The sequence below is a fragment of the Gardnerella vaginalis genome (genome assembly GCF_001563665.1).
GTDB lineage: Bacteria > Actinomycetota > Actinomycetes > Actinomycetales > Bifidobacteriaceae > Bifidobacterium > Bifidobacterium vaginale_A.
In genome coordinates, this window is the sequence record NZ_KQ961850.1 from 113,501 (window position 1) to 128,980 (window position 15,480).

The following is a 15,480-nucleotide window of genomic DNA, read 5'->3' on the forward strand; positions in this document are numbered from 1 at the left end:
CAATGAAGCAATCCGAAGCCTTAAGCATAATTGATGCTGGTGCAAGCGTATTTGTTACTGGTGCTCCTGGTTCAGGTAAAACATATGTGTTGAATAAAGCTGTTCGTTCATTGCGTAAGAATGGGTTAAGTGTTGCTTTAACAGCTTCAACAGGTATTGCTGCTACGCATTTGAACGGACAAACTATTCATTCATGGAGCGGGATTGGCGTATCTAATACTCTTACAGCTACTCTTCTTAAAACTATTCGTTCTCGGCGTGCTAAAAATATTAAAGCTACTGATGTGCTTGTTTTGGACGAAGTTTCAATGATTCATGCGTGGCTTTTTGATATGGTTGATGAAGTTTGCCGTAAAATACGCAAAAATTCTGCTCCTTTTGGAGGATTGCAAGTAGTTATTTCAGGTGATTTTTTTCAGCTTCCACCTGTGAGCACATCTGCTAGAAATCGTGATATGTTTGATCCAAGTCCTGAGTTCAATTCTTCGCGTAAAAGATATGCTGATGCAGGTAAGAATCCTGAAGGATATATTACAGAATCATTTGCTTGGGACTCTTTAAATCCTACTGTATGCTATTTAACTGAGCAGCATAGGCAAGATGACGAAAAGTTACTTGATGTTTTAACTGATATTCGTTGCGGTTCTGTAACCTATTGCGATAAACAGCTGCTTGCTGGACGTCTTGGTGAGTATCCTAAAGATGATTCTGTTGCTGTGCATCTTTTTCCAACAAATTCACAGGCAGATGGTTTGAATAATGTTAAGCTTAATTCAATTGATGGCGAATCTTATGAGTTTGTTGCAACTGGTGATGGACCTAAAGATCTAGTTGAACGATTGAAGAAGAATATGCTTGCTCCAGAGCATTTAGTATTAAAAGCTGGAGCTGCTGTAATGGCTTTAAGAAATGATCAAGACAAACAGTATGTGAATGGTTCAATTGGTAAAGTTTTAAGATTTACTGCTTCATCTAAAGGTGGCTGGCCTATTGTTGAGTTTGAAAACGGTAATATTGTTACTCTTAAGCCAGCTACTTGGGAAATGACGGACGGTGAAACTGTGCTTGCTAGTGTGAATCAAGTTCCGCTTCGTTGCGCTTGGGGGATTACGATTCATAAATCACAAGGCATGACTCTTGATGCTGCTGTAATGGATTTGAGAAGGACTTTTGCGCCTGGAATGGGTTATGTTGCGCTTTCTAGAGTAGAAAATCTTGAAAGTATTTACTTAGAGGGAATTAACGATCGCGCGTTTAGTGTTTCTGCTGACGCTGTTCTTCTTGATAGCGTATTGCGCCAATCTTCACAGCATGCAAGTGAAATGCTTGCTAAAGATGGTGCAGTTGCTTTTGTAAAAAATAATAATGAAGACGATTATGCGAAAATACAAGAGCTTGATGTCTTTGCAAACAATCACAAAGATGATGCTGTTAATGCTAATGCTGATGATGCTGTCAACGATGAATTTGTATTTAACGATGAATTTTGATTGCATATAAATGAAGTTGAAATATATGTGAATATGGTAGTGAATATTGTAGTAAATATTGTAATGAATATGGATTAACAATTATGCATAAACTATTGTATATGTGCTTAAACAAGTGTTTATGTCCTCATGCGCAAATAGATTGGAACGCATGAATTCCAATGTACTTCGTATGTCTAATATGTTTCTTCGTACGCTGCGCGAGGATCCTGCAGATGCGGATGTGACTTCCGCAAAACTAATGCAGCGCGCAGGATATATTCGTAAATCCGCTCCGGGCGTGTGGACGTGGTTGCCGCTTGGTTTAAGAGTTTTAAATAAAGTTGAAGCGATTATTCGCGATGAAATCAATGCTATTGGTGCACAGGAAGTCCACTTCCCGGCACTTCTTCCGCGTGAGCCTTATGAGGCTACTAACCGTTGGGAAGAGTACGGAGACAACATTTTCCGCCTTAAAGATCGTCATGATGCTGACTATCTTCTTGCTCCTACTCACGAGGAAGTTTTCACTCTTCTTGTAAAAGATATGTATTCTTCTTACAAGGATTTGCCAGTTACTCTGTATCAGATTCAAACAAAGTATCGCGATGAGTTCCGCCCTCGTGCAGGTCTTATTCGTGGACGCGAGTTTATTATGCAAGACGCTTACTCGTTCTCTATTAACGAAGATGGTTTGAAGTCTGCTTATGTTGACGAGCGTGACGCTTACGCTCGTATTTTCGACCGTTTAGGAATTAAGTATGTGATTGTTCATGCTGTTTCTGGTCCAATGGGCGGCTCTGATTCTGAAGAGTTCTTAGCTCCAATGCCAATTGGTGAAGATACTTTTGCGCTCGCGCCTTCCGGGAAAGCTTGGAATGTTGAGGCTTTGACAACTCCAGAAATGCAAGATGTTGATTATTCGTCAACTCCTGCGGCTCTTGCTCTAGAAACTCCAGATGCTAAGACGATTGAAGCTTTGGTTAAGGTTTCTAACGATTTGCATCCTCGCGAAGATGGCAGAGCTTGGCAGGCAAGCGATACTTTGAAGAACTTGATTATTGCTGTTAAGCATCCTGCTGACGCTGAAGGTGGCGAGCACGAGGAGCCATGGCGCGAAATAGTTGCAATTGGTATTCCTGGCGACCGACAAGTGGATATGAAACGTCTTGAAGCTCAGTTTGCTCCTGCAGAAATTGAAGAAGCAAATGAGGAAGATTTGAAAGCTCATCCTGAGTTTGTTAAAGGATACATTGGATTTAGCGTATTAGGTCCTCAAGCTCGCCAGGATGGTAGTGGAATTGAAAATCCAGTTCGCTACTTGATAGATGCGCACGTTGCAAAAGGCAGCGCATGGATTACAGGAGCGGACGAGGAAGGAAAACACGTTTATGACGCTGTTTATGGACGCGATTTTGAAGCGGACGGTGTTGTTGAAGCAGCTCTCGTTCGAGATGGAGATATGAGCCCAGATGGTTCTGGTCCGTTAAGTTTTGAGCGTGGCGTGGAAATAGGTCAAGTGTTCCAGCTTGGATTAAAGTATTCTAAAGCATTGGGCTTAAGCGTTCTTAATGAAAACGGTAAAGCTGTGCCAGTGTGGATGGGTTGCTATGGTATTGGCGTTAGCCGTGTGATTGCGTGCTTAGCGGAAACTCATCATGATGATTCTGGTCTTGCGTGGCCAATGGCGATTGCTCCAGCTCAAGTTCATGTTGTTGCAACCGGAAAAGATCAAGTTGCTTTTGACGCTGCTGAAAAGGTGGTTGAGGAGCTTGATAAGCGAGGAATTGAAGTGATCTTTGACGATAGAGCAAAGGTTTCACCAGGTGTAAAGTTCAAGGATGCTGAGCTTATTGGTGTTCCTCTTGTTGTTGTTGCAGGTCGAGATACTGTGAACAATGGAACGATTGAAATTCGCAATCGAGATGGCTCAAACGTTGAAGCTGTTCCAGTTGAGGATGCAGTGGATCGCATTGTAAGGCGCGTGACGACCTGCTTGAGCGCTGCGATTTAGCGCGCAAAAGCAATTCGGAGCGCCGAGCTTGCTTAGTATTGAAAGTCCAGTGGACTTTCAATGCAAGCGAGGTATGACTTTGTGTTTTTAACGAAGGCATGGTGGGTTTGTTTGGTTTCACTTTAGGGATTGTGTGTTGAGTGTAGTGCGTGACGACCTGCTTGAGCGCTGCGATTTAGCGTAGCTTTTTAAACTGAGTCACAATTTGTGAAACTTGCCGTCAGGAATATTGTTATATTCGCATATTAAAGCGTTTTATATGAAGAATATAGATATTCTTGACGGCAAGTTATATAAGCAAGTTATATAAGCAAGTTAAATTATAGGCAAAATTTTATATAAGAAAGTTATATAAAATTTAGTTTTTAATTTACAAAAATATTTGTGTTATAGACCAAATATTTTTATTTGCTATCTTTCACCTAAATATCTAAATCACTGTCAAATTCCTTATTTACAGATTGTGAGTTAGAATTAGATTTTTCAATATTATCATTCCAAGTTTTGTTGATATTATTAGGTTGATTACTATTTGACTGATTTGCATGCTTTGTGAATTGAGTAGTTCCACGATTGAGATCGTGTCCGATTGCAGAAGCTTCTAAGATTACTCTGCTATAGTCAGATCCATCTTTTTGCCATGCTTCAGTGTTTAGAATTCCACATACAACAATCGCATCGCCTTTGTGTACACTTTGCAATACGTTACTTGCTAAGTTTCTGTATGCTTTTACTGTCATCCATGTTGTGGGTTTATCTACCCAATGTTTTTCTTCAGCATGATAGTAAGAAGGTGTATTGGCTATACGTAGCGAACATGCTGTAGTTCCTCCATTTCTGCCAAATTCTATAGGGTCTGCGCTAACATACCCACTCATAGTAATAGTTGCTTGTTGATGAACCATATTTAATCCTTTCACAAAATTGGACTGCAGCTATTTCAGCCCCGAAACCAGAGCCTTCATTGCCCCTGAGCTTCGCAGCTCTCAGGAAACGCTGCAGTACTATCTACTATGAAGTATGTTCGAAGTTTTGCATAGAAAAAAATGCTTTTGTGGTCAGAAGTTATCTTCTATCCACAAAAGCATTAAAATCTTGACTTTTTAATTGAAAAGAGTTACTAAGTTCAATCGAGTATGTAGTAGTAGTAGCTTGCTTTTGAAATTCAAATTATAAAATAGTAGATGATAGTAGAAAATAAATAATTGCGCTACTTGCACTATTTAGTTACTACTATCATCTATTCATCTATCTTTTATTCATTTATTCATCTATTCACTTATTCATTTATTCATTTATTCATATTTTGGTCTATAGTCACATATTTTAAATCTTTAAATCTCTTAAAGTATTTAAAACACTATGCTTTACCAAATATGCACACGCTCGCTTGGAGCAAGCCACATTTCATCGCCTTCTTTAACGCTGAAAGCATCGTAGAACAAGTCCACGTTGCGCGCAATTCCGTTAGTGCGGCATTCGGCTGGGGAGTGTGGGTCGATTTGAAGGTATTGCTCTGCAATCTCATTACGAGCTTTGGAACGCCACACAAGCGCGTAGCTTAAGAAGAAGCGTTGCAAAGCAGTGAAGCCATCAATTGCAGGAGCGTTTAACAAAGTTTCGCGAATTGCATCGTCACTTCCGTCAATCTCTTGCCCATTGCTCTTTTGCAAAGCAAAAGCGTACGCTTTAAGCGCAATAGTTACGCCGCTTAAATCGCCAATATTTTCGCCGATTGTTAAAGCACCGTTTACGTGAGGCATTGCATTGCGCTCTTCTTTGCTCTTTAAGTGAGAGTATTTAACAATAAGTTGCGTTGGCGTAAAAGCATTGTATTGCTCAATAAGCGCTTTAGTGCGCTCAGTAAAGTTGGTTTTGTCTTCTTCAGTCCACCAATTGTTAAGAACACCATCGCCATCGTATTCGCAACCTTGATCGTCAAAACCGTGACCGATTTCATGACCTATCACAGCACCAATAGCACCGTAATTTGCTGCGTCTGGAGCGCTCGGGTTAAAGAATGGAGGTTGCAAAATTGCAGCGGGGAACACGATTACGTTAAGCAGCGGATCGTAGTAAGCGTTCACAGTTTGCGGAGTCATCTGCCATTCTTCACGATCCACAGGCTTTCCAGCTTTTGCAGTATACCTACCAAAGATAAATCGAGAAACTTCGCGCATATTTTCAATTAAGCCAGCGTATTCCTTAATATTTAGCGCAGAGTAGTCAATCCAATGGTTTGTGTAACCAATATTTGGCTCAAACTTGCTAAGCTTTTCCAAAGCCTTTGCCTTAGTCTCCTCACCAAGCCAGCTGCTGTGAGAAATAGATACGCGGTATGCGTTAATAAGATTGCTAACTAAGCCTTCCATATACTTTTTAGAAGACTCAGGGAAGTGCAAGCGCACGTACTCGCGGCCAACTTCTTCGCCACAAGCATCGTCAACAACTCCGATTGCGCGCTTCCAGCGGTCGCGCTGCTTGGTGGCGCCAGAAAGGACTTTGCCGTAGAAGTCAAATTTCGCTTGCGCAAAATCTTCGCTTAACATGCTTGCCCAGCACAAAATCACATGAACGCGTGCCCAAAGCTTTAGATCTTCTAAGTCAGCTTCTTGCCAAATCTTATTCAATCCTTCTATAAAGCTTGGCTCGTGAACTACTACTTTGATAAAAGCTTTACGAAAATCTATTGGCTGATTCTTTGCTTCTTTTGAATTATCGTAAGCTTTTTGAGCAGAGTCTAAGAAAGCGTCAAGATTTAACGCTTCAAGTGTTTTTGCTAAATCAGCATAATTGTAAGGATTATAAGTTTTTTGAGAATCGCGTGTTGCTACATTATCCCAATGTTTGCTCGCGATTTGTGTTTCCACCTTCAAGAAACGTTCCGATTGCTCGCTTGTAGTAGTGGCATCTCCGTAACCAGCTAATCGCAGCAACTTTGCTACCATTTTTACGTATTCAGCGCGAATCGGAGCGTAATTATCTTCGCGATAGTATGCTTCGTCTGGCAAGCCCAATCCAGCCTGCTCAATGTGCATAATATTTGTCTTAGGATCTTTAGGATCGCCGTAAACACCAAAAGCAAACATTGCATTTGGTCCGCCGTAAGGGTTAAGCGTGCCGAGAGTGCGAACCAAATCTTCCTTGCTGTTAGCTGCATCAACAGCATCTAAATCGCTTTTAATTGGCGTAATTCCAGCTTTTTCGATAGCTGCAGTATCCAAATAGTTACGGTATAAAGCTTGAGATTTTTTGGCTGAGCAGTCTTCGCTTTCTAAAATATCTCGAATTTGCTTCTCTGCATCTTCTGCGAGTTTGTGAAAAGCTCCGAACATTGGTCTGTCTTCTGGAAGAGTGTAAGTGTCAATCCAAGGACCATTTACATAGCGGAATAAATCGTCTTGTGGGCGAATAACTGATGAGAAGGAAGCTGGATCAAAATCTACAGGAGAAATCTCTTTCTTTGCTTCCTCAATATTGTTATTATTGTTGTTTTCATTGTTATTAAGCATGAGCCTAGCTTACAAGTATTAAGCGACAGTGTTTGTTGTAAAGTGTGCGTTGATATATTTTTATTATTTTCTAATTATTTGCAGCTTTTTTGTTTCATTTTCGTCTTATTTTTGCGCTATTTTCGTGCTATTTTCGTGCCTGCGCGTTAGTCTTAAAGCATGATTGAACTTAAAACTCCATCTGAAATTGAAGCGATGAAACCTGCAGGTCGCTTTGTCGGTAGTATTCTTAAAGATTTGAAAGCAATGACTAAAGTTGGAACGAATCTTCTTGAGATTGATGACTTCGTTCGCCAACGCATTATTAGCCGCAAAGGTGCGTCTTCTTGCTATGTTGACTACGCTCCTGATTTTGGAACAGGTCCTTTTGCGCACTACATTTGCACTTCTGTAAATGATGCTGTTCTTCACGGTGTTCCGTTTGATTACAATCTTAAAGATGGCGATTTGCTAACTCTCGACTTAGCAATTAACGTTGATGGTTGGGTTGGGGATTCTGCTATTAGTTTCGTTGTAGGAAAGCATGCTGATCCTGAGGATTTGCGTTTGATTAAGTGCACTGAGGAAGCTTTACAAGCTGGTATCAATATGGCGCAGCCTGGGAATCGCCTTGGAGATGTTTCTGCAGCTATTGGATGCGTTGCTCATGATTATGGTTACAGTGTAAATCTTGAGTTTGGTGGTCACGGAGTAGGCCATATTATGCATGGTGATCCGCATGTTCCTAACGATGGAACTGCTCATCATGGTTATAAACTTCGCCCAGGCTTGGTAATTGCTATTGAACCGTGGTTCTTAAAGACTACTGACGAGATTTATCAAGATCCTAAGGACGGTTGGACTCTTCGTTCTGCTGATGGTTCTCGCGGTGCGCACACTGAACATACGATTGCAATTACTGAGAATGGTCCGGAGATTTTGACCGTACGCTAAAATTTGAATAGTAATTGCGTAAAACGTATATAAAGAGGTACTTTAAGTAAATGGCGGAATTTGATTTTGCTCAAGCGTTAAATGATGTTGAAGCAAAGTATTCTTCTATTGCTAAAGCAATAGACGTTGAGACACTAAAAAATACAATTGCAGATTTAGAAAAGCAAGCTGCAGAGCCTGGGCTTTGGGATGATTCCGAGCGTGCTCAGAATGTTACGAGTAAGCTTTCTGCATCTCAATCTCAATTGAAGCGTTTACAAGATGTAGAACAACGTATTGAAGATGCTAAGACTTTAATTGAGCTTGGTCAAGAAGAAGACGATGCATCTTCCATGAACGAAGCTCAAGAAGAGCTTGTAAATATTGCTCATGAGTTGGATGATATGGAAGTTCAGACTCTTCTTGACGGCGAATATGATGCGCGTTGCGCAGTTGTTACGATTCGATCTGGCGCAGGCGGCGTGGATGCTGCTGATTTTGCGCAAATGTTGCTTCGTATGTATTTGCGTTGGGCTGAGCGAAATGGCTACAAAACTAAGATGATGGACACGTCTTATGCAGAAGAAGCTGGTATTAAATCTGCTACTTTCCAAGTAGATGCACCTTACGCGTATGGTCGTCTTTCTGTGGAAGGCGGAACTCACAGAATGGTTCGTATTTCTCCTTTTGACAATCAAGGTCGCCGTCAAACTGGTTTTAGTGCAGTTGAAGTAATTCCTTTAGTTGAAGCTACAGATCATATTGATATTCCAGATTCCGATATTCGAGTTGATACTTTCCAAGCGTCTGGCCCTGGCGGACAAGGTGTGAACACAACGTATTCTGCTGTTCGTATTACGCATTTGCCAACTGGATTAGTCGTTTCTATGCAAGATGAGCGTAGTCAGATTCAAAATCGTGCTGCTGCTATGTCTGTTTTGCAATCGCGTTTGCTTGTGCTTAAGCATCAAGAGGAAGCTGCAAAAAAGAAGGAGCTTGCTGGTGATATTAAAGCAAGTTGGGGAGATCAGATGCGTTCTTACGTACTTCACCCTTACCAAATGGTGAAGGATTTGCGTACCGGCTACGAAACTTCGCAAACTCAAGCTGTTTTTGACGGTGATATTGACGGTTTTATTGAAGCTGGTATCCGTTGGAGACATGAGCAGAGAGTTGAAGCTCAAAAAGAAGCTGAAGCTCAAAAAGAGGCGGAAATGTGATGTTTGCGCGTCTAACAAAAATATGAATCTTTGTGCTTTTATGTAGAATTTTGTAGCTTTACATAATTATATGCAATACAGAACTAGATAATAAAAGTAGGATAATAAAGGAAAGTCAACATGTCACTGATGTCGTTAGAACATGTGTCTAAGATTTACCCGAAGGGTTCGCGTCCAGCTTTAGATGATATTTCTTTAGATGTTAATCGCGGTGATTTCGTATTTTTAGTAGGCGCTTCCGGATCTGGTAAAACTACTCTTTTAAGTTTGCTATTGCGTGAAGAAGAAGCGAGTAGCGGAGAGATTCATGTTGCAGGCAATGATTTAAGACGCTTAGCAAATCGCCAAGTTCCTCAATATCGCAGATCTCTCGGATTTATATTCCAGGATTATAAGCTTTTAAACAATAAGACTGTTTATCAAAATGTTGCTTTTGCTTTAGAAGTGATTGGTACGAGTAGAGCTACTATTCGTTCGCTAGTTCCGCGTGTTTTAGAAACAGTTGGATTAACAGGAAAAGAAAATAATTATCCTCATGAGCTTTCAGGTGGTGAAGCTCAACGTGTAGCTATTGCTAGAGCGTATGTAAATCATCCTCAAATTATTCTTGCCGATGAGCCTACTGGTAATTTAGATCCGACTACTTCTCTTGGAATTATGGAAGTTCTAGATGCTATTAACAGAACTGGCACAACTATTGTTATGGCTACGCATAACGAAGAAATCGTGAATTCTATGCGTAAGCGTGTTGTTGAGTTGCATGCTGGCAAGATTGTTCGAGATGAGCGTGAAGGCTCTTATGATTCTGCTCTTTATTTTCCAGATGCTGATGTTGAGCAAAATTCTAAAGCTCAGCAATCTGTTGATTTATCTTATAAAAATAGCGAATCAGAATCCGCCAAAACAGAAGAAAATAAAAATGATTCGTATAATAATTCTGCCTCAACAACATCTTCGAAAAATAATGCGAATGAGTTTGATAGCGATAGTGAAAATGCGTCATCAATTGACTCTTCAAAATACGATGCAAAATCTGAAAAAGTTGAATCTGATTCTAAAGAACGTGAGAGTTCTAATAATTCGCAATCTTCAAATTCTCCTAGCTCGTCTTCTAGTTTTTCGTATAGTAGTGAATTCAAGAATGGTGCTCAACATAAGAGATTGTCTAAAAAAGAGCTTCGAGCATTACAAGCTCAGCAGGCTTTAGATTTAGTTGCTAATACTTTGAAGAATTCAGAATCTGAAAATGAGGGTATTGCGCGTTTAGCTCAGTCAGTGCATTCCGGTCGTACAGGTCGTTATGGTGAAGTTTTCCAATCTTTGGAAACAACTATGACTTGGGGGCGCGGATTAGTGTTGGATTCTAATCATGATTCTGAGTCTGGTAATGATTCTGAGTCTGGTCATAGTTCTGAGCTTGGTTTGGATCATAGTTCGGATCCAAATTCTGGTTCTAATAATAATCCTCCTGCTCCTCCAGCTCCTCCTGAATTTAATAAAAATGATAAAAAGCGCTCTGCGTCTAGTAGTTCTAAAGCTGATTCTTTAGAGCAAGGAAAGAATAATGCTGAAAATAGCGATAATAATTCTGCTAATGGTTCTTTCAGTAGTAATTCTTACGCAAATGATGAAGATGCAAATTCTATTATCGATGGAGAGAATAAATGAGATTACGATTCATATTTTCAGAAACATGCATAAGTTTACGCCGCAATGTTTCTATGATTCTTTCTGTCATGCTAGTTACGTTTATTTCGTTCCTTTTCATAGGTTCTTCTGTGTTAATGCAAGCTCAGATTACTAAAGCTAAAGGTGATTGGTACGATAAAGTTGAAGTTGTTGCATGGCTTTGTCCTGACGGAACAAGTCAGTCTGCAACCTGTGCTTCTGGTAAAGCTCCAACTAAAGAAGAGATAGTTAAACTTGAGGAAGTTGTTAATCAAGAGCTTGGAGATGACGTTTCTCACATTACGTATGTTAGTAGGGAAGATTTTTATAAGAATACTTTTTTGAAACAATATCCACAAGGAATTTATCAAGGTCGTACTCTTACTGCTGCAGATATGCAAGATTCTTTACGTTTGAAATTGCGTAATCCTATGAAATATCAAGTTGTTTCTGAAGTCCTTTCAGGTCGCAGCGGCGTTGAAAGTGTTGTCGATCAGCGTCAAATTTTTGATCCTGTTTTTAGTGTATTGAATCGAGCTACTGCGATTACAGTCGTATTAGCTGCTGTGATGGTTATTGTTGCTATTTTGCTTACTGGCACGACTATTCGTATGTCTGCTGCTTCTCGTAAGCAGGAAACAGAAATTATGCGACTTGTTGGTGCTTCAAATTGGACTATTCGCATGCCGTTCATTCTTGAAGGTGCTATAGCTTCATTCATGGGTTCGCTACTATCGGGTCTTGTGTTGAGTGCCGTTGTAAAAGTGTTTATTACAGATTGGCTTGCTCAAAAAGTTAAGTGGATGCCATTTGTCAATCAAGCTACTGTATGGGTGACTGTTCCAATGCTTGTTATAGGTGCTGTAGTTCTTTCTATTATTGCTTCTTCTGTTGCATTGCGTAGATATTTGAGAGCATAATACTCAAGAACTTAAAAAGCTGTACTTAAGATTTAAAAACTGTACTTAGGACTTAAGATTTAAGACTTAAGGCTTAAAAACTTAAAGGATTGAGAACTTAAAAACTTAAAGACTTGTACTTAAAAGGTTTATTTAACTTATTTAAAGTGTGAATTTTATATGATTCTTTTACTTTTGTAAGTTTTTATAATTCAATTAAAATGTTATACTTACACGAACAGAAGCGTTGAAAGGATGATTATGAAGACTGTAATGAACTTCAATAGTCGTTTTCATATTGCGATTAGTATGTTCATGGCTTCTACATTAGTTCTTTTTAGTTGTATAGCAATGTCTTTGTTTACTGTTTCTCCTGCGAATGCTGTTAGTATGCGAGAATACAACAGGAAATTGCAAAACAATGCTGCCTTGCGTAAAAAATTATCTGGAGTTAGTAAAAAACTTGCAGATAAAATAGTGGAATTAAATGATCTTAATGAGCGTCAAATTCCTAATCAAATTCGTGCAGCTGAGCAAGCTCAACAGCAGTCTGAACAGGCTCGTAGTCTTGTTGAATCAACTAATCAACGTCTTGAATCTGCAAAAAAAGATAAGCAAGATTTAGAAGAGAAAATTAAGCAAACTGGTGCAGATTATGATGATGCAAAAGCAGCTGTTGCACAGCTTGCGCGCGAAAGTTTCCATGGCTCTAGTTCTTCGCATATTATGGCTATGCTAACTAATTCCACAACTACAGAACAGTTTGTAGGGAAGTTGCAATCTGATTGCGCTGTTGCTCGTAGTGAGTCTAATGCGGCTCATAATGCTGCTGTAACTCTTAATAATTCTATGAATCGCAAGCAGCGTTTAGAAGCTATTGAAGCAGAAATCGCAAAGCTAAAGCAAAAAGCGCAAGATCAAGCAAAAAGCGCTGAGGCTGCTGCTGCTGCTGCTAGAGATAAGCAAAAACAGTTGCAAGATTTGCGAGATCAGGGTGATGCGATTCGTAAACAATTGGAGAGTGAAAAGAGTAGTTTGAAATCTCAGCAAGCTCGTGAAGCTGCAGAGATTATTCAAATGAAGTCTGCAATTGATGCTCAAGCTAGAGCTTTAGCTAATAGTCCTCTTGCTCGTCTTGATCCTAGGAATGGTAATCGTCAGCAAGGTGGTAGGCGTATATCTTTGAATCGTCCTGTTTTGCAGCCTATGCCTGCTTCTGATGGTTTTGCTAATGGAATGGATTACACTGTTCCTGGAAATTGTCCTGAGGGTTCTGGATTCTGTTACGGGCATAACACTGGAAATACTGGCGGACCTGTTACGTATCCTGCGCGTAATTGCACTCTTTGGGCGTATTTGCGCAGATCGCAATTATCACTTCCTGTTGCAACTCATATGGGTAATGGTGCTGATTGGGCTAATACTGGTCGCCGTTATGGCTATTTAGTTAATAATATTCCTCATGTTGGTGCAGCTATGGTGTTCCCTCGTGGTGCAGCTGGATCTGACAGAATGTATGGGCATGTTGCGATTGTTGAGCGCGTGAATTCCGATGGATCTGTTTTGATTTCTGAAGGCGGAGTTGTGTTTTCTACTTTTCCGCATTACAGAACTATACAAAATGCGTCTAGATACGAGTTTGTGCATTACTAATATGTGATTTGTAGTCTAAATAATAGATAGCTTCTTGTAATTTTTATGAGGAGCTATTTTATTAAGAATTTTTATAAGAAGCTAATATTTTGGAGTGAAAAGTGGATAAGAAACTTGCTCAAGATGGTACTTTAACGGTTGCTAATAACCGTAAAGCTTACCATGATTATGCTGTTGAGGATTGTTATGAAGCTGGTATTGCTCTTACTGGTACTGAAGTAAAATCACTTCGTGAAGGTCGCGCTTCTTTAGCTGAGTCATTTGTAAGTATTGATAGACGTGGCGAAATGTGGTTGGAAGGTGCGAATATTCCAGAATATTTGAATGGAACTTGGAATAATCACGCTCCTAAACGTAAACGTAAATTATTACTTCATGCTATTCAAATTGCTAAGCTTTCTAGGCAAACAGAAGCTAAAGGATACACTGTTATCCCTTTGAGATTATATTTTCGTGGCAGTTTCGTAAAAGTTGAGATTGCTTTAGCTAGAGGTAAAAAAGAATTCGATAAGCGTCAAGCTTTGCGTGAAGAGCAAGATAAGCGTGAGGCATTGCGTGCTATGCGATATAAAAATTTGCATTCGCGCGCTATTTGATATTGTTTTCGCTATTTTGTATGAGTTTTATCTTTGCAAAAGAAAGCATTTTAACTTTTTCGATATTGCATGTAGATGCTTGTTTTAGTAACAGTAGTTTTCAGAATAGTAGTTTTAGAAATAATAATATTAGCAATAGTAATATTGCAGATTGTTAAATTGTTTCGCGACACATAATTATTCATTTTTATGAATAATATACAGTTTTATTTTTGCGTATTCTTATTATTGCGCTAAATCGCTGTATGTGTATTCTTGTTTATGCAAAAGCTTGTATAAATTCTGCTCTAAATTGTAACGTTCTCCTGTATAGTTATACATATCAATGTAAATTATTTATTTTTTAAACACTGATTTTAGGAGAAGGTTATGTTTAAATCCGTTAAGAATATTTCTGTTGCTGTTTCATCGTTATTATTGTTAAGTCTTTGTGCATGTGGTCCAGCTGATTCACAGGCGTCTGATCCAGATATTGCAAGAAGTTATGATGTCAACTCGATTAAAAAAGATCCTGAAATTGCTGCAATGCTTCCTGAAGATGTTGTTAAAAGCGGTGAATTAACTGTAGGTGTAAATGTAAGTTATGCTCCTGCAGAATTTTTTGCTGCAGATGGAAAAACTCCTGTTGGATATGAAATTGATTTTTCTAAAGCTTTAGCAAAAGTATTTGGATTGAAAGCTAAGATCGTTCATGCTCCATTTGATGCAATTATTCCTGCTATTGGTAGTAAATATAATGTTGGAATTTCTGGTTTTACTGTTAATGCAGAGCGAATGAAAAGTGTTGATTTTGTAACTTATGCTAATGCTGGATTATCTTTTGAAGTTCGTAAAGGAAATCCAACTAAAGTTAATCCAGACAATTTATGCGGTAAAAAGGTTTCTTTACAAACTGGTTCAGTAGGGGAGCCTGTTATGGAAGAAGCGAAGAAACAGTGTGAAGTAAAGAGAGATAAGCCGCTTGAAATTATGAGTTTCAAAGAACAAACTGATGCTACTGTAGCTTTATTATCAGGTAGAGCAGATGTTATGTATGCTGATACTCCTGTTGCAGGTTATGCGTCTATTAAAAATGATGGAAAATTGGAAATCATAGCTAATAGTAAAGATTCTGAGCCAATGGGTGCTGCTGTCAAGAAGGGTGATTCCAAGATGCTTAAGGCTGTTAAAGCTGGTATTGATAAGCTTATGCGCTCTGGCGTTTATAAAGACATCTTGAAAAAATGGGGTGTTGAAAATGTTGCTGTTGATAAGTCAGTTATAAATCCTGAAGTTTAAGCATGTTTAAACAATTTTGGAGTAAATATTATGGACTTAAAAACAGAACAATTTTCTAAAAATAACTCTTCTGAAGAACAGTTTGAGAAGATTTTGCCTGTTAAGAAAATTGGCCCTATTGTTGCAGGTATTGTAAGCGCAATTATTGCATGTGTTCTTTTATATGGTATTCTTACGAATCCTCGTTTTGAATGGGATCAAGTTGGAATATATCTTATAAGCAATAATGTTCTTTCTGGTATTTTCTGGACTTTGTGGT

Annotated in this window: 11 protein-coding genes and 1 pseudogene; 10 read left to right on the forward strand and 2 right to left on the reverse strand. The window is 39.2% G+C overall.

Annotated elements, in window-relative coordinates:
• Positions 1 to 2 precede the first annotated feature (2 nt).
• Both HMPREF3230_RS00805 and HMPREF3230_RS00810 read left to right on the forward strand, forming a co-directional pair.
• Positions 3 to 1,490 (forward strand): DEAD/DEAH box helicase, encoded by a 1,488-nt coding sequence (locus HMPREF3230_RS00805; protein WP_075523093.1) that lies wholly within the window; start codon positions 3 to 5, stop codon positions 1,488 to 1,490.
• Between the two features lie 151 nt (positions 1,491 to 1,641).
• Complete coding sequence (locus HMPREF3230_RS00810) at positions 1,642 to 3,483, forward strand: proline--tRNA ligase (RefSeq protein WP_075523094.1); 1,842 nt, start codon at positions 1,642 to 1,644, stop codon at positions 3,481 to 3,483.
• 422 nt (positions 3,484 to 3,905) lie between these two features.
• Here the strand turns inward: HMPREF3230_RS00810 and HMPREF3230_RS00815 are convergent, their stop codons facing one another.
• The gene (locus tag HMPREF3230_RS00815) at positions 3,906 to 4,388 is read right to left on the reverse strand and encodes a single-stranded DNA-binding protein (protein ID WP_075523095.1); all 483 of its coding nucleotides are present in this window, start codon (positions 4,386 to 4,388) and stop codon (positions 3,906 to 3,908) included.
• A gap of 462 nt (positions 4,389 to 4,850) precedes the next feature.
• A complete protein-coding gene (locus HMPREF3230_RS00820) occupies positions 4,851 to 6,995 on the reverse strand; it encodes a M13 family metallopeptidase (RefSeq protein WP_075523096.1) in 2,145 nt (714 codons plus the stop codon).
• A 159-nt stretch (positions 6,996 to 7,154) separates the two neighbouring features.
• Between HMPREF3230_RS00820 and map the strand changes: the two genes are divergently transcribed.
• The 8 genes and pseudogenes from map to HMPREF3230_RS00860 all read left to right on the forward strand — a co-directional run.
• Complete coding sequence (gene map, locus HMPREF3230_RS00825; protein ID WP_075523097.1) at positions 7,155 to 7,928, forward strand: type I methionyl aminopeptidase; 774 nt, start codon at positions 7,155 to 7,157, stop codon at positions 7,926 to 7,928.
• A 50-nt stretch (positions 7,929 to 7,978) separates the two neighbouring features.
• A complete protein-coding gene (prfB, locus tag HMPREF3230_RS00830; protein WP_075523098.1) occupies positions 7,979 to 9,127 on the forward strand; it encodes a peptide chain release factor 2 in 1,149 nt (382 codons plus the stop codon).
• 120 nt (positions 9,128 to 9,247) lie between these two features.
• A complete protein-coding gene (gene ftsE / locus HMPREF3230_RS06570; protein ID WP_075523099.1) occupies positions 9,248 to 10,795 on the forward strand; it encodes a cell division ATP-binding protein FtsE in 1,548 nt (515 codons plus the stop codon).
• Complete coding sequence (gene ftsX, locus HMPREF3230_RS00840; protein ID WP_075523100.1) at positions 10,792 to 11,715, forward strand: permease-like cell division protein FtsX; 924 nt, start codon at positions 10,792 to 10,794, stop codon at positions 11,713 to 11,715. The genes ftsE and ftsX overlap by 4 nt, the downstream gene beginning before the upstream one ends.
• Before the next feature lie 294 nt (positions 11,716 to 12,009).
• On the forward strand, positions 12,010 to 13,347 hold the full coding sequence (locus tag HMPREF3230_RS00845) for a CHAP domain-containing protein (protein WP_230955888.1): 1,338 nt from the start codon (positions 12,010 to 12,012) through the stop codon (positions 13,345 to 13,347).
• Positions 13,348 to 13,448: 101 nt separating this feature from the next.
• Complete coding sequence (gene smpB / locus HMPREF3230_RS00850) at positions 13,449 to 13,943, forward strand: SsrA-binding protein SmpB (RefSeq protein ID WP_075523101.1); 495 nt, start codon at positions 13,449 to 13,451, stop codon at positions 13,941 to 13,943.
• Between the two features lie 369 nt (positions 13,944 to 14,312).
• The gene (locus HMPREF3230_RS00855) at positions 14,313 to 15,221 is read left to right on the forward strand and encodes an ABC transporter substrate-binding protein (protein WP_075523102.1); all 909 of its coding nucleotides are present in this window, start codon (positions 14,313 to 14,315) and stop codon (positions 15,219 to 15,221) included.
• A 30-nt stretch (positions 15,222 to 15,251) separates the two neighbouring features.
• Positions 15,252 to 15,480, forward strand: a pseudogene (locus tag HMPREF3230_RS00860) (amino acid ABC transporter permease); the annotation flags it as partial.

What these genes read in the sequence shown, in the direction of transcription:
- HMPREF3230_RS00805 (WP_075523093.1), top strand. Translation starts at nt 3, where the DNA reads ATGAAGCAATCCGAAGCCTTAAGCATAATTGATGCTGGTGCAAGCGTA.
- HMPREF3230_RS00810 (WP_075523094.1), top strand. Translation starts at nt 1,642, where the DNA reads ATGAATTCCAATGTACTTCGTATGTCTAATATGTTTCTTCGTACGCTG.
- HMPREF3230_RS00815 (WP_075523095.1), bottom strand. Translation starts at nt 4,388, where the DNA reads ATGGTTCATCAACAAGCAACTATTACTATGAGTGGGTATGTTAGCGCA.
- HMPREF3230_RS00820 (WP_075523096.1), bottom strand. Translation starts at nt 6,995, where the DNA reads ATGCTTAATAACAATGAAAACAACAATAATAACAATATTGAGGAAGCA.
- map (WP_075523097.1), top strand. Translation starts at nt 7,155, where the DNA reads ATGATTGAACTTAAAACTCCATCTGAAATTGAAGCGATGAAACCTGCA.
- prfB (WP_075523098.1), top strand. Translation starts at nt 7,979, where the DNA reads ATGGCGGAATTTGATTTTGCTCAAGCGTTAAATGATGTTGAAGCAAAG.
- ftsE (WP_075523099.1), top strand. Translation starts at nt 9,248, where the DNA reads ATGTCACTGATGTCGTTAGAACATGTGTCTAAGATTTACCCGAAGGGT.
- ftsX (WP_075523100.1), top strand. Translation starts at nt 10,792, where the DNA reads ATGAGATTACGATTCATATTTTCAGAAACATGCATAAGTTTACGCCGC.
- HMPREF3230_RS00845 (WP_230955888.1), top strand. Translation starts at nt 12,010, where the DNA reads ATGGCTTCTACATTAGTTCTTTTTAGTTGTATAGCAATGTCTTTGTTT.
- HMPREF3230_RS00855 (WP_075523102.1), top strand. Translation starts at nt 14,313, where the DNA reads ATGTTTAAATCCGTTAAGAATATTTCTGTTGCTGTTTCATCGTTATTA.